The sequence below is a fragment of the Streptomyces sp. NRRL S-37 genome, from assembly GCF_000721605.1.
Lineage (GTDB): Bacteria > Actinomycetota > Actinomycetes > Streptomycetales > Streptomycetaceae > Streptomyces.
The window spans coordinates 48314-68541 of the sequence record NZ_JOIZ01000007.1 but is presented as its reverse complement, the minus strand read 5'-3'; the positions used below and the strand labels follow the sequence as shown (position 1 = coordinate 68541).

26 protein-coding genes are annotated in these 20228 nt (G+C 68.7%); 13 read left to right on the top strand and 13 right to left on the bottom strand.

The features are described from left to right. Positions 1-44 precede the first annotated feature (44 nt). Complete coding sequence (locus IH50_RS0113150; protein WP_030860746.1) at positions 45-470, bottom strand: ATP-binding protein; 426 nt, start codon at positions 468-470, stop codon at positions 45-47. 236 nt (positions 471-706) lie between these two features. Between IH50_RS0113150 and IH50_RS0113145 the strand changes: the two genes are divergently transcribed. Both IH50_RS0113145 and IH50_RS39655 read left to right on the top strand, forming a co-directional pair. After that, entirely contained in the window at positions 707-1558 is an 852-nt protein-coding gene (locus IH50_RS0113145; RefSeq protein ID WP_030860744.1) for a helix-turn-helix domain-containing protein, read from the top strand. A 6-nt stretch (positions 1559-1564) separates the two neighbouring features. Continuing rightward, complete coding sequence (locus tag IH50_RS39655) at positions 1565-1774, top strand: DUF397 domain-containing protein (protein WP_078913958.1); 210 nt, start codon at positions 1565-1567, stop codon at positions 1772-1774. A 54-nt stretch (positions 1775-1828) separates the two neighbouring features. Here the strand turns inward: IH50_RS39655 and IH50_RS0113140 are convergent, their stop codons facing one another. The 10 genes from IH50_RS0113140 to IH50_RS0113095 all read right to left on the bottom strand — a co-directional run bounded on the left by IH50_RS0113140 (position 1829) and on the right by IH50_RS0113095 (position 8981). Beyond that, positions 1829-2056: a hypothetical protein gene (locus IH50_RS0113140; RefSeq protein WP_030860742.1), complete on the bottom strand. Its 228-nt coding sequence runs from the start codon at positions 2054-2056 to the stop codon at positions 1829-1831. A 359-nt stretch (positions 2057-2415) separates the two neighbouring features. Then, positions 2416-2865: a TadE/TadG family type IV pilus assembly protein gene (locus tag IH50_RS0113135; RefSeq protein WP_030860739.1), complete on the bottom strand. Its 450-nt coding sequence runs from the start codon at positions 2863-2865 to the stop codon at positions 2416-2418. 17 nt (positions 2866-2882) lie between these two features. Then, positions 2883-3311 (bottom strand): TadE/TadG family type IV pilus assembly protein, encoded by a 429-nt coding sequence (locus IH50_RS0113130; protein WP_030860737.1) that lies wholly within the window; start codon positions 3309-3311, stop codon positions 2883-2885. A 2-nt stretch (positions 3312-3313) separates the two neighbouring features. After that, the gene (locus IH50_RS0113125; protein WP_030860735.1) at positions 3314-3763 is read right to left on the bottom strand and encodes a TadE/TadG family type IV pilus assembly protein; all 450 of its coding nucleotides are present in this window, start codon (positions 3761-3763) and stop codon (positions 3314-3316) included. A gap of 23 nt (positions 3764-3786) precedes the next feature. Further along, entirely contained in the window at positions 3787-4038 is a 252-nt protein-coding gene (locus tag IH50_RS0113120) for a hypothetical protein (RefSeq protein WP_030860733.1), read from the bottom strand. 64 nt (positions 4039-4102) lie between these two features. Beyond that, entirely contained in the window at positions 4103-5014 is a 912-nt protein-coding gene (locus tag IH50_RS0113115) for a type II secretion system F family protein (RefSeq protein ID WP_030860731.1), read from the bottom strand. 14 nt (positions 5015-5028) lie between these two features. Then, entirely contained in the window at positions 5029-6033 is a 1005-nt protein-coding gene (locus tag IH50_RS0113110) for a type II secretion system F family protein (protein WP_051767288.1), read from the bottom strand. Positions 6034-6040: 7 nt separating this feature from the next. Continuing rightward, the gene (locus IH50_RS0113105) at positions 6041-7348 is read right to left on the bottom strand and encodes a CpaF family protein (RefSeq protein ID WP_030860727.1); all 1308 of its coding nucleotides are present in this window, start codon (positions 7346-7348) and stop codon (positions 6041-6043) included. After that, positions 7345-8232 (bottom strand): hypothetical protein, encoded by an 888-nt coding sequence (locus IH50_RS0113100; protein ID WP_030860724.1) that lies wholly within the window; start codon positions 8230-8232, stop codon positions 7345-7347. Before IH50_RS0113100 ends, IH50_RS0113105 begins: the two co-directional genes overlap by 4 nt. Positions 8233-8249: 17 nt before the next feature. Beyond that, positions 8250-8981, bottom strand: coding sequence for a hypothetical protein (locus IH50_RS0113095; protein ID WP_030860723.1), 732 nt, complete (start codon positions 8979-8981; stop codon positions 8250-8252). Positions 8982-9566: 585 nt separating this feature from the next. Here IH50_RS0113095 and IH50_RS0113090 point away from each other — a divergent pair. Both IH50_RS0113090 and IH50_RS37640 read left to right on the top strand, forming a co-directional pair. Next, entirely contained in the window at positions 9567-9944 is a 378-nt protein-coding gene (locus IH50_RS0113090) for a type II toxin-antitoxin system RelE/ParE family toxin (RefSeq protein ID WP_030860721.1), read from the top strand. Continuing rightward, positions 9944-10252, top strand: coding sequence for a helix-turn-helix domain-containing protein (locus IH50_RS37640; RefSeq protein ID WP_037872339.1), 309 nt, complete (start codon positions 9944-9946; stop codon positions 10250-10252). Before IH50_RS0113090 ends, IH50_RS37640 begins: the two co-directional genes overlap by 1 nt. A 37-nt stretch (positions 10253-10289) precedes the next feature. Here IH50_RS37640 and IH50_RS0113080 read toward each other — a convergent pair whose 3' ends face one another. Beyond that, positions 10290-10805: a hypothetical protein gene (locus IH50_RS0113080; protein ID WP_030860716.1), complete on the bottom strand. Its 516-nt coding sequence runs from the start codon at positions 10803-10805 to the stop codon at positions 10290-10292. 161 nt (positions 10806-10966) lie between these two features. Between IH50_RS0113080 and IH50_RS0113075 the strand changes: the two genes are divergently transcribed. The 6 genes from IH50_RS0113075 to IH50_RS0113050 all read left to right on the top strand — a co-directional run bounded on the left by IH50_RS0113075 (position 10967) and on the right by IH50_RS0113050 (position 16237). Further along, on the top strand, positions 10967-11638 hold the full coding sequence (locus IH50_RS0113075) for a hypothetical protein (protein WP_030860713.1): 672 nt from the start codon (positions 10967-10969) through the stop codon (positions 11636-11638). Further along, positions 11635-12714 (top strand): hypothetical protein, encoded by a 1080-nt coding sequence (locus tag IH50_RS0113070; RefSeq protein WP_030860712.1) that lies wholly within the window; start codon positions 11635-11637, stop codon positions 12712-12714. Before IH50_RS0113075 ends, IH50_RS0113070 begins: the two co-directional genes overlap by 4 nt. 133 nt (positions 12715-12847) lie before the next feature. After that, positions 12848-13423 carry a hypothetical protein gene (locus IH50_RS0113065; RefSeq protein ID WP_030860709.1) on the top strand — a complete coding sequence of 192 codons (576 nt, stop codon included), beginning with the start codon at positions 12848-12850 and terminating at the stop codon, positions 13421-13423. Positions 13424-13536: 113 nt separating this feature from the next. Further along, positions 13537-14712: a hypothetical protein gene (locus IH50_RS0113060; RefSeq protein ID WP_030860707.1), complete on the top strand. Its 1176-nt coding sequence runs from the start codon at positions 13537-13539 to the stop codon at positions 14710-14712. A gap of 47 nt (positions 14713-14759) precedes the next feature. Further along, on the top strand, positions 14760-15338 hold the full coding sequence (locus tag IH50_RS0113055) for a hypothetical protein (RefSeq protein ID WP_030860705.1): 579 nt from the start codon (positions 14760-14762) through the stop codon (positions 15336-15338). 59 nt (positions 15339-15397) lie between these two features. Continuing rightward, the gene (locus IH50_RS0113050; RefSeq protein ID WP_030860703.1) at positions 15398-16237 is read left to right on the top strand and encodes a hypothetical protein; all 840 of its coding nucleotides are present in this window, start codon (positions 15398-15400) and stop codon (positions 16235-16237) included. Between the two features lie 202 nt (positions 16238-16439). Here IH50_RS0113050 and IH50_RS0113045 read toward each other — a convergent pair whose 3' ends face one another. Next, complete coding sequence (locus tag IH50_RS0113045; protein WP_234328144.1) at positions 16440-16919, bottom strand: Uma2 family endonuclease; 480 nt, start codon at positions 16917-16919, stop codon at positions 16440-16442. A gap of 724 nt (positions 16920-17643) precedes the next feature. Between IH50_RS0113045 and IH50_RS0113040 the strand changes: the two genes are divergently transcribed. From IH50_RS0113040 to IH50_RS0113030, 3 genes are all read left to right on the top strand, one after another. Continuing rightward, positions 17644-18129: a hypothetical protein gene (locus IH50_RS0113040; RefSeq protein ID WP_158801202.1), complete on the top strand. Its 486-nt coding sequence runs from the start codon at positions 17644-17646 to the stop codon at positions 18127-18129. Next, a complete protein-coding gene (locus IH50_RS0113035; protein WP_051767286.1) occupies positions 18117-19160 on the top strand; it encodes a hypothetical protein in 1044 nt (347 codons plus the stop codon). The genes IH50_RS0113040 and IH50_RS0113035 overlap by 13 nt, the downstream gene beginning before the upstream one ends. A 245-nt stretch (positions 19161-19405) precedes the next feature. Continuing rightward, on the top strand, positions 19406-20158 hold the full coding sequence (locus IH50_RS0113030; protein WP_234328143.1) for a hypothetical protein: 753 nt from the start codon (positions 19406-19408) through the stop codon (positions 20156-20158). Positions 20159-20228 lie beyond the last annotated feature (70 nt).

Below are 20228 nucleotides of genomic sequence, written 5' to 3'. Positions count from 1 at the left end.
CAACCGCCGAACAGGTCCTCGGCCCGGGTGGCGTGAGCAAGGAGTCAGGCCGGGACGAGGTCACACCACACGTACTTGCCCCGGCTGCCGTCCCTCGCGTGGGGCTGCCAGCCCCAGAGGTCCGCGCAGGCCCGCACCAGGGCGAGCCCTCGCCCCTCCTCCGTCTCGGCGAGCCGCTCCCAGCACGCCGGCGGTTCGGGCGGCTCCGGGTCCGTGTCCCACGCGCCGATCCGCAGCACGCCGTCCGACCAGCGCACGCGCAGCGCCGCCGGCCCCTTCGTGTGCCGTACGGAGTTGGCGACCAGCTCCGTCGCCAGCAGCTCGGCGGTGTCGACGAGGCCGATCAGGCCGTGCATCGTGAGAATCAGCCGCAGTGTGCGGCGGCAGATGGTCACGGCGCGTGGGTCGTTGGGGATGGACAGGGTGTACTCCCAGGAGGTGGCGGCCTCTTCGACGCCGGTTTCGGGCATGCGTGGACTCCTGTCAGGGGACGGGAAAGGGCAGGTCGGCGGCAGCGAACGGGCGGTGGCTCCGCCGCGTCCGTCATGGCATGACGGAGCGGTGCGCTTCCGGGACCCCGAGCGCCGCAGAGTGTGCGTCGCATCACTGACAGTAGGGCCAAAATTTGGGCCCATGCAAGCCGTTGCCATACTCTTCACCCCGAACGTGTCACTGCCGGTCGGCAGTTGAAGGCGAGGAGCACGCCATGCCGCGCAGGCAGCAGGCCACCGCACGCCAGGAGCGACTGGGCACTGAACTGCGGAAACTACGGGAGGCCGCAGGGCTCAAGGGACGTGAAGCCGCCGCGTTGCTCGGTACCGACTCGGCACAGATGAGCCAGATCGAGGCCGGCGTGGCAGGCGTCAGCGAGACGCGTGTGCGTCAACTCGCCGCCCACTACTCCTGCACCGACGAGAAGCTGGTCGAGGCGTTGGTCGCCATGGCCACCGACCGGACACGCGGGTGGTGGGAGCGGTACAAGGGCCTGCTGCCCCCTTCATTCCTGGACCTCGCCGAGCTGGAGCACCACTGCATCCGCCGACAGGACATCGAGTTCCTGCACGTACCCGGCCTCTTCCAGACGGAGGACTACGCCCGCGCGGTCTTCTCCTACCGGGTCCCCGAACTGCCCCGTGACGACCTCGAACTGCGGGTGAACCACCGGATGGAACGCAGGCGGATCATCGAGGAGCCCCGCTCCGTCCCGTACACAGCCGTCATCCACGAGGCGGCTCTGCGCATCCGCGTAGGTGACCGGACCGCCGCGCGCGCTCAACTCCTCCGCGTCCTGGAGCTCTCCGAAGCGGACCACATCACCGTGCGCGTCATCCCCTTCGACCTGGACGGCTTCGCGGGAGCCACCAACGCCATGATGTACGTGGGCGGTGCTGTACCCAAGCTGGACACTGCCGTACGGGACGCACCGCAGGGGGCCGCCTTCATCGACTCCGAAGCCCAACTCAGCGCTCTTCGAACGCTGTTCCATATGGTGGAGTCCGCGTCTCTCGAACCTGCGCACTCACGCGATTTCATCCACCGTCTGGCGAAGGAGCTGTAAGGCACCATGACCACACCCGAACGCTGGCAGAGGGCGTCCCACTCCGGAAGCGGCGACGGCAACAACTGCGTGGAAATAGCCCGCTCCCCCGCCCGCACAGCCATACGCGACTCCAAACACCCCACCCACGGCCCCCTCTCCTTCCCGTCCCCCGCTTTCAACGCGTTCGTCGAAGCCCTCAAGTCAGGCAGTGGAAACGGGCTCGGAGACGAATGAGCCGGGGCCCGGTCCGCGAACAGACCGGGCCCCGGCTCACGTCGGAAGCGACGCTCAGAGCATCGTGGTGCGCGCGGTGGCCTCGTGGGCCACCGAGGCGCCCAGACCGGCGGAGACGCAGAGCGGGCCCGCCTCGGCGTACACGCCGACGCCGACGGAACCGTGGTCCGCGACGACGGCCACACCGGCGTCGATGCCGGCGGAGACGGACTGCCCACCGGAGACGTTGTCCAGGTCCGCGTCGGGGATCTCGGCGGTTTCGACCTGGGGGACGAAGTTCATGACAGGTCTTTCCCTTCTGTTTCGACGAACGGGAGCGGAAAGGCACGCCCGAAATCCGGGTGGGGGAATCCGGAACAAGGGGTTCGGGGAGCCGCGCACTGATCCAAGCACGCCGTGGAACGGCCGACCAGCGGCGCACGACCGACGCACGCCCTCGCCGCGCCGCCGAATCCATGAATATGGGAATGCGGTCATGGAAAAGGCCCGCATCTTCACGTTACCCACCGGTCACGGAGCGCTTCCGGTGGCACGCTCCCCGCACCCCGACCGATCCGCGCGCTCCGTCCCTTTTCCGTGCGGCCCCGCGGTGAACGGTGTGCAGGTCCGTGGAAGGTTCGGCGACGGCGCCGGCCGCGGCCTCAGCCCACCTCGTTCTCCGCGACCGCCTGCCCGTGCACCACCACGTCCCCGCCGTAGAACACGCCCGTGAAGACCGGCGCGTACGTCAGCTGCACCTCGACCTCCACCGCGTCCACGGTCGCCGCCACGCAGCGGGTCGCCGCGATGTCCGCACCGGACATGTCCATCTCGCGGGCGAACGCCTTCACCCGGGCGTCGCAGTTCTCGTAGTTGATCGGCGCGGGGCCGCCCACGTCGTCGTACAGCGCCTCGCGGTCGATGTCCTGGGCGGCGTAACGGGCCGCCTGTTCCGCGATGTCCGCCGCACGCTCCCGCTTGGAGATGGACATCCCGCCGTCGATGACGAAGGCCGCCAGAGACAGGAACACCAGCGCGAAGATGATGACCGCGCCGGCGCCCGAACCGCGGTCGTCCAGCCGCGTACGGCGGTCCGACAGCCAACCGCGCATACGCGCACGCGCCGCTCTCACGCCGTCCTCCGGTACGGGTCCAGCGGCGAGCTGAAGCTCGCGCTCAGGGTCGTCGGGATGTCCAGGCCCAGCATGGCGAGGCCCCGCACCTCGCAGCTCACCTCGACCGTGAAGATGGTGTCCGGCTCGAAGCCCCGGCTGGTCTGCACGACGCTCACCGGACCGGAGCAGACGTCCGCGAGGTTCGCCTCCGCCACCGCACGCGCCTGGGCCATCGCCGTACCGTGGTCCTTCTGGATCGAGCCCGCCCGGGCCGCGTCCCGCGCCGCACCGTCCAGCGCGCCACGCCCGTCGACCAGTTGCCCGAAACCCACCAGCACCAGGATGAAGAGGATCATCACGGGCGCGAGGATGACCACCTCGACCGTGGACAGCCCGCGGTCGTCCGCTTCTCCCGGCCGCCCGTCCCCCAGGGGGAACCCCATCTCTAGTTCTCCCCCTCCTGCACGAACCGCTCCACCGGCCCCACCGACTGCGCGTGCACCGTCAGATCCAGCCCCGGGAACACCGTCGGGATGCGTGCCGTGATCTCCACGCCCACCGTGTTCTGCTCCGGCTGGAGCATCTTCACGTCGGGACCCAGCACCAGCTGCGGGCCGAGCTGCCGGATGTAGCTGTCCACCACGCCCCGTGCCTCGCCCCGCCAGCCGCCCGGCTGGGCGTCCGCCGTCGCACGCGCCTTGCGCGCACCCGCCTGCGCCGCCGCCTGGGCGACGTGATCGGCGAAGAAGTACAGCGCGAACTGCACCGTCGCGAAGATCATGAAGAACAGGACGGGCGTGAGGAACACGAACTCGATCGCGGTCATGCCGGACTCGCCGCGGGCGGAGGCGGCCTCCACCCGTCGGCGTACCCAGCGGCGTACGCGCACCGACATCCCCGTGGGAGAAGTGACGGCCGTCAGCAGGTGCCGCTCGCGTTGGCGCCCTTGATGCAGTTGCCGACCTTGGTGGCGCCGTCGCTCAGCGCGGTGTTGATGATGGCGGCCACCACGCCGACGATCGCCACGACGACCGCCGAGATGATGACCCACTCCACCGCGGAGGCGCCGCGGTCCAGTTCGCCGGAGCGGGCGCGCTCCACGCGGGCCCGCATGAAGGTGACCAGGAAGTCCACGGCAGGGATGCCGGTGTGGAAGGTACGTCCGTTCATGACGCGTTGTCCTCTCGAATTCGGTTCACGGAAGTTCTGACGTACGGCTCACGGTCAGCGGTTCTCACACCTGGAACACCCGCATCGCCGCCGGGAAGATCAGGAACACGAGGAACCCCGCGCACAGCAGGAGCTGTGCCACGAGCATCGACTGGGACTTCTCACCCGCGCTGCCCTCGATCTCGGCGAGTTCGCGGTGCCGCATGGTCTCGGCGCGGGAGGCGAGGGACTCGCGCACCTTGGCGCCGTCGTCCGCGACCAGCGCCAGCGACGCGGAGAGGTCCTTGAGCTCCTCCACACCCAGCTCCTCCCCGAGCTGTCCCAGCGCCTGCCACTGGCTGATGCCGGTGATGCGGGCGTCGGCGAGGGCGTTGCGGATGCGCTGCGTCGCCCAGCCGTCGGACACCTCGGCCGCCGCCATCAGCGCCTCCGGCAGGCCCCGCCCGCCGGCCAGGCTCATCGACACCAGGTCCAGGTACGCGCCGATCACCCGGCGCAGATCGCGCCGCTTCTCGGCGGCGTCCCGGCGCACCTCCAGGTCGGGCAGGAAGAAGAACAGCGCGGCGCACAGCAGGGCCAGCCAGACCGGGATGATCGGGCTGTCGGCGAGGGCGAGCGTCCAGACGATGGCGAAGAGGAACGGCCCGAAGAACAGACCCGCGACCCCCAGCAGCACCTTGGTCGCCAGGAACTTCTCCCAGCTGCGCTCCAGCACGGCGAGGTCCGCGCGCAACGAGCGCTGCTCCCACCCCTGCTGCAGATACAACTCGGCGACCTTCGCGCCCACTTCGGCCCGCAGCGAGCCGAAACGGCCGGTGTCCCGCTCCGCCGTCCGGGCCGACTCGTACGCCGTGCCGCGTGCCCGCATCGCGTCGATCCGGGCGACCTGGGAGATCGCGCTGCGCTTGGTCGGCAGCAGCGCGCGGACCAGGACGTAGACGCCCAGTCCGAGGACCGCGCCGACGACGACCGGCATCGTCAGTTCGTCACTCACCGACGTACCCCCTCTTCCGGCTGGAGCGGCGCCTGCTGCTGACCCGGCACGGCGCCGGGCGTGCGCGGACGCACGAACCGCACCGCCGACTCGTCCCGCACCAGGAACCGTTCGGGCGTCTCGATGGTGGACAGCTTGCGCAGCCACCAGAAGCCGAGCGCGAACAGGCCGCAGACACAGGCCAGGACGAGCTGGCCGACCGCCGTACCGTACGGCTCGACGAAGTCCCGGTTGAAGACGGACAGTCCGAGCACGAACGCGATCGACACGGCGACGACGATCTGCACCGAGCGCCGGGTCGACGCCCGCTGCGCCATCACGCGCTGCCGCATGTCGACCTCCTCGCGCGCCGACTTGGCGAGCGCGCCCAGCACCTGCCGCAGACCGGGGCCGCGCAGCCGGGCGTTGAGGATGAGGGCGGCGACGATGATGTCGGCGGAGGCGTCGTCGATCTCGTCGGCGAGCTGCTGGAGCGCCTCGGGCAGCGGGGTGCGGGAGCGCAGCCGGTCGACGAGCGCGTCGAGGTGCGGGCGCAGCACGGGCGCGGCGGCCCGCGCGGACGCCGGGATGGCCTGCTCCAGGCCCACCGCGCCGGCGATGGTGTCGCGCAGCGACTCGGTCCAGGAGGCCAGCGCCTCCACGCGCCGCATCGCGGCCTTCTCCTCCCCGGCCCCGCCGAAGAGGCGGTCCCAGAAGAAGACGAGGACGGCGGCGGCGATACCGGCGACCGTCCAGCGGGTCAGCAGCAGCACGGCGAGGCCGACGAGCGCGGCGAGGGAGCCGCGCCGGCCGGCGAACCGGACCAGCTCGTTCGCCCGCTCGCTCGCCTTCTGCCGCTCGTGCTCGGGCTTGGCGGGCAGTCCGCGTACGGCGACGGCGAGCAGGGCGAGTCCGCCGCCGACGGCGACGCCGCACCCGAGCGCGTACAGCACGGTGGGGGAGAACAGCCCGCCCATGGCGCCGAGGGAGTCGAGCGTGGCGAGATCGGTGGTCGTACGCATCACCGGCTCACCCCCACGTTCCGCTGGGCCGGTAGCCGTGGGCCATCAGTTCCTCCAGGCAGGCTATGGGGGCGTGTGCGGTGACCCGGCCGTCGGGGGCCTGAGCGAACACCTCGCTGGACAGCACGCGTCCGTCGACGCCGTTGACCTCGCGCACGGAGGTGACCATGCGCTGGAGGCGGCCGCCGCTCTGGTAGTCGTTGCGCCGCTGGATGAACACGACGAAGTTCACCGCGCCCGCGATCAGCATCTGGCTGGCCTCGATGGGCAGCCGTTCCGTCGCCTGCAGGGCGTAGGTGGAAATACGGTTGAAGACCTCGCTGGAGCTGTTGGCGTGGATCGTGGACAGCGAACCGTCGTTGCCCTGGGACATCGCGTTCAGCATGGTCACGATCTCGTCGCCGAGCACCTCACCGACGATGACGCGGGAGGGGTTCATGCGCAGCGACCGGCGCACCAGCTCCGCCATGGAAATGGAACCCTGTCCCTCGGAGTTGGGCAGCCGCTCCTCGAACGCCACGACGTTCGGGTGGAGGTCGGGGAACGTGTCGAGTCCGAGTTCCAGCGCCCGCTCGACGGTGATGAGCCGCTCCTGCGGCGGGATCTCGTTGGCGAGGGCGCGCAGGAGGGTCGTCTTGCCGGCGTTGGTCGCGCCCGCGATCATCACGTTCTTGCGGGCCCGGACGGCGCAGGCGAGGAAGTGGCCCAGTTCGGGGGTGAGCGTGCCGTTGCCGACGAGGTCGGAGATGAACACCTTGCCCATGCGCGCGCGCCGGATGGACAGCGCGGGCCGCCGCGTCACGTCCATGACGGCCGACAGACGCGAACCGTCCGGGAGCCGCAGGTCGAGCTGGGGGTTGGCGGAGTCGAAGGGCCGGGACGACAGACCGGAGTACGCGCCCAGCACCTGGATCAGCTCGATGAGCTCCTCGTCGGTCTCGGCGACGGGCTCTCCCTGCACCTCGCGCCCGTCCGAGTAGCCGACGAACACCTGGTCGCAACCGTTGATGTCGATGTTCTCGACCTCGGGGTCGTCCAGCAGCGGCTGGAGCCGCCCGACGCCGAACAGCGCGGCGTGCACGGCGGCCGCGTACTGCTCCTCGGTCTCGGCGTCCGGCGGGGTGCGGCCCGCGTTGATCTCCGCGCGGGCGTACTCCTCCAGGATCTGGGCGATGACGGCACGGGCGTACTGCCGCTCGTCCTCGGTGGACATCGGCGTGACACCGGCCACCTGGTCGAGGCGGCGCTGCTCGGCGATCCGGTCGCCGGCTTCCTGACGGAACCGCTTGACCAGCTGATGGTCGACAGCGGTCATCGTCCGGCCCCGTGCGCCTGGGGCGGCTGCTGGGCGTGGGCCTGGGCCTGCGCCTGAACCTGTGCCTGGGCGTGGGCGTGGGCCGCCCATGCGGCGCCGTACTGCTGGTACACGTCCGCCGTCACCTTGCGCGCCGAACGGATCAGCAGCGACTTGTCGAGCCGGCCGCGCCTGCGCCCGGCCAACTGCTCGGCACCGGCCGGGTCGTCGGCGAGGGTGCCGACCACCCGGGCACCGGTCTGCGCGTGCACGAGCATGTCGTTGACCTGGGACGCGAGCTTGGCCGCGTTGCCCGTGTCGGCGACGAGGACGACGCCGATCACCGGGTTGCCGAGGTTCGCGGCGCCGCGCGGCCCGCCGTGCAGCTTGTTGGCAAGCGCGGCGGCCCGGTCCCGTACGCGGGCGAGCGCCTCCGGCTCGGTGCGCGAGACGAGCAGGACGAGGGAGGCGTGCGGGAACAGCTCCACGGCCGGGGTGTCCCCGCTGATCCGCCCGCAGTCGGCGATGACGTCGGCGGGCGCGTGCGGGGAGTCGCCGAGCGCGGCGAAGGCGTGCCCGAGCGTCGGCCACAGCCCGGCGAGCCCGGCGGCCTGCTCGGCGATCCCGAGCCCGACGAGCACGTCGAGTCCGCCGCTCAACGGCTGCGCGTGGTCCCAGAGCTGGTCGGGCACGAGGCCGCGCCGCGCGGTCGCGGCGATGGACAGCATCCCGGTGTTCGGGTTCAGCGGCCCGCCGTGCGCGGCGGCACTGCGGTACACGAGGTCACCGCCCGCCGGGTCGGTCTCGGCGAGCAGCACCCGCCGCGGCCAGACCGCCGCGAGAGCGACGGCCGCGGTGGTGACGCCGGGGGAACCCTTGTCGGCGGCGAGGGCGATGAGGGCCATGGGTCGGGTGCCGCCTTCTAGTTGCCAGGAACGAGGACGAGAGCCACCTCGCCGTTGGAGGCGGCCTGGGTGAGCGCCGCGGCGTCGGCGCTGTCGACGAGCACCGTCACGGGCTTGTCGGTGCTGCTGACGAGGTCGCCGTTCTGCTCCTCCGGCACGGAGTTCACCCGCGCCTCGTCCACGATCAGGGCGTTGCCACCGCCGGTGGAGCCGGAGGAACCCTTGTCGGCGTCGGAGTCGGAGCCGGAGCCGGAGGTGCCGCCGACGCGGTAGGCGGCGACGGTGTCACCGTTCTCCAGATTGGCCGGGTACTGCCCGTCCTTGAGGGAGAGCCCGACAAGGGCCTTGCCCTCGGGGACCTTGGCCTCGTCGCCGAACATCTCACCGACGGCGACGACGCCGCCCGGGATCGTGCTGACGGCCTTGAGCTTCTTCAGGGCGTCGAGCTGAGTCCACTCCACGTAGTGGATGTTCGGGTCCTCGGCGACCATGACCGACGTGGTGTTGGCGTCGGTGACCTTCTGCCCGGCCGGGATCTCCTTGGTGATCTTCACGACCTCGATCCGGTCCCCGGCCTGCAGCACGAGCATCGTGGCACCGAGCGCGCCGACCAGGATCAGCAGCACCGCCAGCGCGGCCAGCGCCGGTTTGCGCTCGCGGGGCGCAGTGGGAAGCCGGTCACCGACCGCCGGCCCGGCCGGTGCCGCGGAACGGCCGGCGCCCGCCCCCGTACGCTCTTGGATCTTCACGCAACCGCTCCCCGTACACCCAAGACGATGTCTGCCACGTTCCCTGAGATTCCCGACACTTCACCCACATCCACTCGCGCACGGACATGCGCGACGGGTCGGACCCACCCGCCCGACCAGGGCAAATAGCCAACGCTGAGGTGAGTGTCAAGCCATCGCACCGTATCAGCCACACATAAGCCCCTCAAGGCGCAGTCCGTCTCGCGTACCTCACCCCGCACACCGTTACCCACCTGCAATTTCACTGTTGAACAACCCAGTTGGGACCTGCTCACCACCTGTGCTCGAGCGAACCGCCGCCCCACCCGGCCGACCACGCATGACATACGGCCCCTTACGCACCGCACATGAGCCCTGCACGATTCACTCACGAGGCTGGGCTGACACATCGGCAGGGCTTCGGACGGCCTGCGGTCACCTCTGCCCAACGCACTCACGCGGCTCGTGGTGAACGCACGGAAGGCGGGGACGGTCGACTGATCCCCGATCGGGTGATCGTCGGGCAATCCGGCCCTCGGGCCGAAGGTCACTCGATTGTGTGGACGCCGTACGTGCCCACGAACCCACGCCACGAACGGAACGGTCATGCCGGAACCACCGGCCCCGGGCCTCTGCATCATCGAAGTGGAGCCGGAGGTGCGCGCCTGGCCGGAAACCCTCTCGCATGCGGACTACCGAGCCGTCGAACGCTTCGCGGACCGGCTCGCCACCGACGGCCCCGCGTTGCCCTTCCCTCTCGCCGGCCACCTCGGCGACGGCCTACGAGAACTGCGCATCGGACCGGTGCGCGTCACCTACTGGTTCGCTCGGGGGCGCCGCGCGATCCTTCTCACGGTCTTCCGCAAGACCAGGATGCAGGAGCGGGACGAGATCATGCGGGCACAGCGAGCAAGGAAGGAATGCGAGGCGGAACACGCACCGGCCGGTGAGCACGACGTTTACAGCAGGGACGAGGAGGCCTGATGAGCAGCGGATACCACACCAGCTGGAAGGTCCCGCCGGAACACCGTGAGGACCCCGCGTACCGTGCCGCAGGCCGCCGCATGGACTTCGCCCAAGCGGTCTACGACCGGCGCTCGGCCCTCGGCTGGACAACAGCGGAGCTGACCCGACGTGCGGCGCTCCCCGAAGAGGACATCGAAGCCATCGAGGAAAGCGCCGTCGACCCCACTCTTGAGCTGATCGAGCGCCTCGCCACAGCGCTCGAGGCCGGAGCCCGCATCGACCCGCGCACCAGCCCCGAATTCCGCTTCGAGGACCACGCGGCCTGACCGCGGAGAGCCGCGGAGGCCGTCCTCGCACCCGGGCTCACCTCCCGATCTGCCCCCAGTCCCGTCGCGGTCGCGGCGGCTCGACGGGCCGGGCGGGCACGACCGGTTCGCGGCGCGATCGCCCGGAGAACCACTCCCCCACCTGCAGGACCGTCATCGCGAGGGAAGGACCGCCGAGCACCAGGCCGAACCCCAGCCCGAACCACCCACTGCCGTCCCCGCGACTCAGCATCCCCGCTCCGGAGACAGCGAGGGCGACACCGCCGACCACCGGGGGAAACAGCCAGGGCCAGGCGTCCGGCTCGGCCACCGCCTCCTCACGCCGCCCCTGACAGAAGGCCGACCACCAGAACCGGGCGCTCCACCACACGAGCAGATACGCGGAGACGGCTCCGGCACCGAACCCCAGCCGGGCCGGCCACCCGACCCGGCTCGCGACCGCCGCGGCGGTGAGTCCGACGGCCAGGAGGACCCAGAAGAGGAAGAGCATGACGCCGACGGCCAACCGGTGCCCACGGCCGCCCTGAAGAGCGCGGTGCGAGATGAAGACCACGACCGCAGCGTAGACGGAGCGGCTCTCCGCCGTACGCCCCGCCCAGGCACCCGGCGACTGTCATTTCGGTCCGCTCATTGGACAGTTCGCGTTGGTGAAACCGAGAACCCCACCGATATCGTCACTGCACTGGAAACGTTTCGTCTCACGGGGAGCCCACTGTGAAGCGCCGTACTTTGCCTGTTGCCGCCGCGTTCGCCGCCGCCGCGACCTTGATGCTGACGGCCTGCGGAGGCGGGGACGACCAGTCCGGTGACAACGACAAGATCACCGGCGCCGACCAGGGGACAGAGAAGCCGACCAAGTCGGCGGAGCCCTCGGGAGCACCGGCGGAAGACAAGCCGGACGGCGTGGACGTGTCCCTGCCCGCGGACATGAACCTGGTCTTCGACTGGGAGAAGCCGAAGAACGAGAACGAGGCGGCGGCCATGGACGACGCCGCAAACTTCTTCCGGGCCATCTACCGAGGCGTCGACAAACGTACGTCCAAGGACGCGTCCGTCGCAGCGTATGCCACCGGTGACGGGCTGAAGTACGCAGAAACGCAGATCAACGCCTGGATCGACGGCGGCTGGACCGCCACCGGCACACTGCGCCACTACGACGCCACCACTCGGTCCGCCGCGAACGGCAAGTCGGTGGAGGTGGCATTCTGCGCGGACGCCGGAAAGTTCTACGGCAAGGAGATCAAGACCGACAAGGTCCTCAAGACCGAGCCCAGCATCGAGGACTTCGACTACTACAAGATCATTATGGTCAAGTACCCCACCGGCACCGGCCTGTGGCAGGCGTCCAAGGTGTACGTCGAGACAAAGGCGGCGAAGTGCCAGTGAGGGGATCACTTCGCACATTCATCGGCACCGCGACGCTGTCGCTGGCCCTCAGCACCGTTGTTCTCTCAGAAGCCGCGTACGCGGCAAAACCGGTGGGCTCCGACAAGGGAGCCACCACCGAGCAGTCGGGCGGCAGCGACGACACCGGCATCTACGCCGCCGCCCGCATCCAGTACTCCGGCTCCGTCGCCAAGAACGGCGGCACCGGGAACGTGACGTCCTCCGACGTCACCTGGACGCCACCGCCCTGCTGGTACGCCCCGTACCTCGGCGCCAAGGACTTCAAGAAGAAGATGTCCAAGGATCTCGAGAACGCCGCTTCGGCCCCCGGAATGACCGGGCACGCGGGCGCGGCGATCGGCGAGACGAAGCGGCACTACGAGGACGACTACGGCTGGGCCGACACCCCCGGCTACAAGGACTACAACGTCGAGAAGGACGGCGAGGGGATGTTCTGGGCCGGTGTCGAAAACCCCAACGAACCCGACATCCTCAAGCGGACCTCGTGCACCGACCTGCCCTTCTGGGTCGACAACGGCGAGGCCCCGCCGCCCCAGTACGAGGAGGCCATCACCCCGGAGATACTCGCCGCCCTCGCCTACCAGCACATGCAGCTGCCCGACACCGAGGTCAGCCTCAAGCCCGAGGGGACCACCAAGGTCAACCTGCCGACCTGGGCCTGGCTCGACAAGGCCGTCTTCGACGAGGTCCGGGCCACGGCGTCCATCAACGCCCCCGGCTTCGCCCTCCAGGCCACCACCACCGCCAAGCCGGTCTCCCTCAAACTGGAGCCGGGCACCGACGACGCCGAGACCTACCCCGCCTCGGGCGAGTGCACCATCAACGCCGACGGCTCCATCGGCGAGCCCTACGCCCAGGGCAAGGCCGACCGGACTCCGCCCTGCGGAATCACCTACCTCCGCTCCTCCGGCAACGGAACCTACAACCTCCAGGCCACCATCACCTGGGAGATCGCCTGGACCGGCACCGGCGGCGCGGGCGGCGACCTGCCCGACGGCACCTTCGGCAACGACCAGGCGGTCACCGTCCAGGAAATCCAGGCCATCAACCGTTGAACCGCGACTCCGGTCCGTCTGCCCACGCCACGATCACCTCCTCCCGCCACGTCGCTCACGTGCCTCATGGGTTGTCGCGGGCGGTGGGTAGCCTCGGCCGGAGTCAAAGTCGGTTCGGATCGAGGGAGCAACCGTGGAAGGTACCGAGAATCCCGGAACAGGCGCAGCGAACGCGTTCCATGGGCGGGCGGTGGTGTACCGGGAGAAGCTGCCGAGGCGCTGGACCATCGCGACCTCGGCGGTCCTGACCGGCTGGGTCGCATACCAGGGCAGCATCCTCCTTCCCGAGGACAGCACGGTCTGGGTCATCATTCTCGGTTTCTCCATATTCCTTGCGCTCGTATTCAATGCCGTGCCGATTTCCAAACGCGTTTATCACCGAATCCATCTTCGCGACGGGCAGTTGACCGTCGGACGGGAGACGATCGCGGTGGAATCGTTGACGGCCGCCTCGCTTCAGGAGGCTCGTGAGCAGCCCACGGACGCGGAGTTCACCGCGGCCTTGGCCTCGCGGTCGCGTGAGGAGCTCGCGGAGTTGCGGCGGAGAAGCCACGCGGCCGGGGCGCCGCGGCTCGTAGGCGGCGGTTGGTCCGTGCCCATGGGGATGGACCAGATCGTGGTCGAGACCGTGCAGGGCGAGTCGCTGCTGATCGCCACCCACGACCGCACGGCACTGCTGGACGCACTGGCGCGAGCCCGCCGGGCCTAGGACCGCCGGAGACCTTGACCTCGAGGTCCGACCGTGACCTGAGTACGGTCTTCGTGTGCCTGTGCTGCTTCCTCCCCGGGAAGGAGCCGACACCGATCACCTGAAGGAGCTTCGTGACAGGCAAGCTGAACAGAGTGGTGAATCCGCAGGACCTCGAGCAGCTGGCCAAGTTGCTCGACGGACGGGGCGGGACGGGGGACAAGCTCGACGAGGCGTTCAGCCGGGCCTCGGCACTCGGTGTATCGGACAAGCTGACCGCGATACGGCCGATGCGCTCCTGGATATCGGACACAGCGCCCGAACTCCGCAGGAAAGCGGCCTACGCCCGCTTGGAGGACGGCGATCCGCTGGCCGGACTGCTGCTCGCCGGGTTCACCCCCGAACAGCTCAAGAACAAGGACCTGCCACCGGACATCCTGCTGGTCGCCAATGCGGCCGCGTCCGACGACCAGGTCGACGACGGCTGGCTCAAGAAGAAGGACGGCGAGACCCTCGACGACTGGCTCGTCAGGATCCAGGGCGATGCCGTCACGCAGCTCACCGGCAACGAGAAGCTGGGCAAGGCGGTCTCGACGTACATTGAGGGGGCCGCCAACCTGTCGGCGTTCTTCACGTCGTCGACCACGGCGCTGCTCGGCGGCAAGTCGCTCATCTCGTACTTCAAGGCATCTAAGGTGCTGAACGCGCCGGGTACCTTCACCGCCCGCATGATCAACGGCCACTGGGACAAGCTGTCCCGGATTCCCAAGGCCGGGAGCTGGCTGACCCGGGTGCCGACCAGCGCGCTCGCCGGCTCCGACGAGGCGGCGATGCTCGCCGGATACATGCGCAAGGGGTCCTTCTACCTGCCCACCTCCACCGAGGCCAACCTGCTCCGCGTCGCTCAGCGCGGCGGTCTCGCCAACGCGGCGAAGGCCGCCGGATGGATCCGTGGTGCCGGCATCGTCGGCTCCGCCGGCGCCACCGCCTGGGGAGTCGCCAACCTGGCGACCATGGACCACGGCAAGGCGTGGAAGGAGGACAAGGCCAAGTACCTCTCCAACTGGACCGGTACGGCCTTCAACGCCTCGCTCACCGCCGCCATGGTGGCCCCCAACCCGGTCACCATCGGCCTCGCCGTCGGCACGGGAGTCGCCTACGCCGGAACCCTGGTCTGGGACAACTGGGACAGCATCAGCAAGGGCGCGGAAGAGGCCGCGGACTGGGTCGGCGACAAGGCCGAGAAGGCCGGCGAGGCCATATCCGACGGCGCGAAGAAACTCGGCAGCGCCCTCAACCCGTTCGACTGACGCCGGTGACGGCACATCCGCGCCGAGCGGCGCGAGGGGAAGGAACCATGCAGCGGCACACCTACGCACTCGAACACTGGGAGGAACGGTCGGGCGACCGGCTGTCCTGGAGGTTCGGATATCGGGGAACGGCAGGGGAGTTCGGGCGGATCGAGGTGGTCTACCCGGCGAGGCGGCACGGCGACCGTCATGTCACCGAGGTCAGCGGGGACACCGTTCCCGCCACCTCCTTCAGCGGCTGGGCCTACGGACGCAAGCCGTCCCTCCACATGGCGCAGCTCAGCGTCGGCGGATCCGGAATCCGTATCCAGCGCAACCGCTGGGCGCAGACCAGAGCCGGACGGGCCCTGCGCCTGCGGGTCGCCGGACGGGAGTACCGCTATCTCGCGACCGGCCGACGGCACCGGGACCGCGCCCTGGTCCGCGACGGGGTGGAAATCCGGACCGGCCGGCAGGGCAGTGGTGCGCGGAAGAAGGCCACCTTCACCGTCCTCGGTCCGGCCGACGCCACCGATCTCGCGCTGGCCGCGGTGATGGTCGGCGTCAACACCCGCAACCTCACCCGGGGCGGTGCCGTCCGCGCTTTCCTCAACAGGTCACTGAACTGGCTGGAGATCTTCCAGTGACCTTCTGACGACTTCGAGCCATCACCGTTCGCCCCCTCCGCCGACGAAAGCGACACACCATGCCTTCCTACGACAGCACCCGGGGCCGGTTCCGCCTGGGCGAGAACCACCTGGCCGTCCTCCGCCACCGCATCGACGGGGAGGAGGTACCCGCGGAACTCGCCGAGGCGGACCGCGAACTGCTGGAGACCTGTCTGACCGACCAGGACGGGAACCTCAACCTCCTGCTGGCGCCGCTGGTCAGCACCCTGCGGTCCCCCTCCGTCGTCCTCCACGTGGAGGCGTTGGGCGAACACGGCACGCTCCACCACGGTGTCACCATCGGCGACGGCTACGTCTACTCCCACGAGTCCTGGCCGGGCTCTGTGGAGTCGGAGTACGTCCGGCTGGAGCCGGCCATGCTCGTCTGGGCACTGGCGCGGATGGTCAATCTCCAGGGCGAGGAGACCGTGGAGGTCGCCACACCCGTGATCGAGACCACCATGGCCGTCCTCGATGCGGGGCTCGACACCTTGGACAGCCTCCCCGGCCTGACGGCGGAGGAGGGCATCGCCCGGATCACGGAGGCACTGAAGGACGCCGGACTTACCCGAAAGTCCCAGCTCAGCACACTCGCCAAGCTGATCGCCGGGATGCGTTCCAGCTGGCGGATGACCGCTGCGTGGCAGGGGCACGACGAGGGAACCCCGGCTCGGCAGGTGCGCGGTTTCGCGGTGTGGGACTGCGGACCTCTCGGCTACTGGCACCGTGAACTGCCCACCGAACCGGTCCTGCCCGGCCAGGTGGACGGCACCACCCCGCTCAAGCTGGTCCGGGTCGATGCCAAGGAGGTCTGGCAGCTGATCACCGACCTGCTCCCGGCCGCCGAGGAGTTCGCGGCGAGGCCGCAAGCGGGCTGATCGAGCCTGGCCTGCGAGTCCAACGGCCGATGAGTACTCGGGCATCACGTCGCGTACACGGTCCGGCACGAGAGCCTGCCGCCGAACGCCCGCACCGGCCCCGGATGTGTCCACTGCGACACGGCCCCCTCTCAGTCACATCTTTCGTGTCTGGGGGCTCACCCTGACGACGTCGCCGTAACTGCCCGCGTCGGCCCGGGGATCAGCCCGATGTCACGTTCCACCCGCATCGCGCGTCGGAAAGGTCCCCGTGTCGATCGCGACCCGCTCCCCGGTGGCCAGCGTGAAGCCGACCGGCTCGCCGTACGGGATCTCGACGACCCGCCCGTATCCCGAAGCGACCGTACTTCCGGACGTTCCGGACGTAGTCCTTCTCGTCCTCCGGTTCCGACGGGACCTCGACCACCGCCAGCACGTCAAGACACGAATAGCTGTTCTTCCGGCGTTCGGCATCGAAGCCGACGATCGTCAGATCAGGCGCGGCGTCGTTCTCCCCGGGGAACGTGATGAGCACGTCACCGAAGACACGCTCCCGCGCGATGCCGGAGGCTTTGACCGCGTCCTTGACATCGGAAACGGTCCAGTCCCGCTCCGGGCTCTGTGGCGTCATGATCACCCTGCCGTCGAACACCTCGACCTTGTAACCCTCGGGGACGGCACCCCGCTCGATCAGCTCGCTCATCACCGACACGGCAGCTCACCTCCTACCGGCATCATGGCTGGCCAAGGCAAGGTGGGCGCGGCTCCGGGCCGGCCGGCCCGTTTGCTCCTGCTCCTGGCTGGCGGCTGAGGACTCACCAGGCAAGGTCACGCTCACCCGGCAACCGAGCGTCACCGCGGCTCCCCTTCGGAGGCTCTTTCGGCTGATCCACGAAGTCCATACCGCCACGGACTCGGCTTCACCGCGTACGCACGCGATGCCGGACGCAAGAGCGAGGCCCAAGCCGCTCCCCTGTTCGTCGGTGTCCCCTCCATACGCACGCCCGCGGCATGACGAGCGGAAGCACGCATGGGGACAGCGACGGCTCCGGAGGCAGCACATCGCGGTGTCCGGGCCCGTCGCTCGCCCGGGCACGATCAGGACACAGCTCATCGCGAAAATGTCGCCGAACAACCGAAACACCCTGGCCCCGGGGTAGTTCGCTCTGGCGAAACCAGCAACCTCACGGCTAGCGTCTGTGCTCTTGACTGAACCTTTGTCTCACGGGGAGCTCACTGTGAAGCGCCGCACTTTGTCCGTTGCCGTTTCGTTCGCCGCAACAGCAGTCCTGTTGCTGACGGCCTGCGGCGGCGGAGACGACGGCTCGAACGACAGCGGCAAGATCACCGGAGTCGACACCGGCAACGCCAGTCCTTCGGCGTCGCCCAGTACGTCCGGGAATACCCCGGACATCAAGCGTCCGAAGATGGCCTTCCCTTCAGACTTCACGATGGAGTTCGACCGCTCCATGCCGTCCGACGCCAAGCAGGCAGCGGCACTCACCGACGCGGAGAACTTCGTGCGCGCCATCAACTACGGCATCGTTCAACAGGACGCCGAGGACGCGGCGTACAAGTTCTACTCCACGCCCGGTGGCAGCGCCCAGGCCTATGCGAAGAAGCAGATCCAGCAGTACGTCGACGGCGACTGGACCATCACCGGGGTTCAGCGCTACACGCGGGCCAAGGTCGAGATGGCGGGCGACGGCAACCGCGCCTCGGTCTCCTTCTGCGACGACGACTCGAAGTTCTACGGCAAAGAGGTCAAGACCAAGAAGGTCCTCAAGACCGAACCGAGCGACAAGGACTACTACTTCTTCGAAATCGTCATGACGGCGTCCCGGGAGGCAAAAGGCCTGTGGACCGCTGACACCATCGAGGTCCAGAAGGAGGCCACGCAGTGCAAGGCGTAACCCGCCATGGTCTGTGCACCATCGGCCTCGCAACCATTCTGCTCCTGGCACCCGCGCACAGCGCGTTCGCCGGAGGCCCCGTCGACAAGGGCACGGAAACCGATGCCGGTCTCAAGGGCGACAACCTCTACGCCAGGGCTACGGCGATCTCGTACGACACCTCGAAGAACGGATCCGGCCCCACTGCCGGATCCGTGACGGTTGCGGGAGGTTCCTGGGCGCCCCCGGCATGCTGGCTGGCACCCAAATGGACTGCGAAGCAGTTCGCCAAGGAGACCGAGGCCGGATACAAGCAGATCTCCGGCGACCCCAACCAGGCCCCTCACGCGAGGAAGGCCACGCATGAGTTCCGCCAGATGTACAAGGACGGCAAGTACAAGAACTACAACCTCGACCAACAGGACGAGGGGATGTGGTGGGGGCCTGTCGAAAATCCGAACGCCCCCATCCTCGAGCGCACTGCCTGCAACGCGACGCTTCCCTTCTGGGCCGAGAACGGCGAGACGCCGGACGTCGAGAACGCCATCACCCCCGAGATCCTCGCCGGCCTGGCATATGAGCAGATCAAGGTTCCCGGAACCGAGGTGACACTCGCTCCCGAGGGCACGACCAAGGTCAATCTCCCCACATGGGCCTGGCTGGACAAGGGCGAGTTCGAGCCCGTGTCCGTCACCGCGTCACTCGACGCACCCGGCCTCAACATCCAGGCCACGACCACAGCCAGACCGATCGCACTGGAATTACTGCCTGGCACCGAGGATGCCGAGACCCATCCCGCGTCCGGCGAGTGCGCCGTCAACGAGGACGGCTCCATCGGCGAGCCCTACACGAAGGGCGCAGCCGACCGGACACCTCCCTGCGGCATCACCTACTTCCGTTCCTCCGGGGACGGAACCTTCAAGCTCCAGGCTGCTGTGACCTGGGGGATCACATGGACCGGCACCGGCGGCGCGGGCGGCGACCTGCCCGACGGTACGTTCGGGAACGACCAGGCGGTCACGGTCCAAGAGATTCAGTCCATCAACCGGTGAGCACGGCAGGCGCGACTCAATGAGGAACATGCCCTCCATGGAGAAAATCCCGACTGTGGTTCGTCCTGTGCGCGCTGTTCCTCCTGATCCTGCTGCCTCACCTCGCCGCCCTGGATGACTGTGGCCCGTCATCCCCTTTTCTTCAACAATTTCTCCACCAGAGGGAACTCACCATGCCTTCCGTAGACGCAAGCCGACGTCGGCTCCGGCTCTCCGATTCCCACATCAGTGTGCTGGGGCTACTCGTGGAGGAGGAGCAGATTCCCGAAGAACTGTTCGTAGCCCGCTCCGAGTTGCGGGATTCGGGCATTGTCGATGCCGACGACAAGATCGCAGCAGACCTTTACCCGCTTGTCACGACACTCATGGAACCGCGGGTCATCGTGCAAGTGGAGATAAGCGGCTCGCACGGCGTCATCCCCAGCGGGGCCGTCATCGGTGATGATTTTATTTTCACGCATGAGAGCTGGCCCGGTGACGCCGAGTCGGAGTATGTCCCCGCAGAACCCGAGACGCTGGTCTGGGCCCTGGCCAGGATGGTGGATCTGCACCGGGACTTCACGGACGGGATCGATGGTGACGAAGAGATCGTCTCGACGATGGGCGCATTTGACGATGTGGTCGCCCATATGGAAACAGGACGGTTCGAGGAGCCCGGAGCTGTGGCCGAAGCGGCGAACGCACCCACACGGTTGGCGGAAGTGCTGTCTCAGCTGAATTGCATGTGGCGCATGACCGTGGCCTGGAAGGGCACCGAGGCGCAAGCAACGCTGGGAAACGGGCTGGCTGTATCGGCGCTCGCCGTCTGGGACTGTGGAATCGAGGGCTACTGGCTGAGGGAGGTGCCCGCGGAGCCGGTCATCGATGGGCAAGTGGACGAGAGCAGCGAGCTGAGGGTGCGACGCACCACCGCGAAGGAACTCTGGCGGATGATCACGGATCTGCTGCCCGACGGAGCGCAGCTCGCTCCGGCACCGCAGTCTCAGCCCACGTCCTGAGGCCGCGCGCGTGCGAGCACGGCGTGAGTCGGACAGGCTGCCCCGTACTCGCCTTTTAGCACCAGAGTTT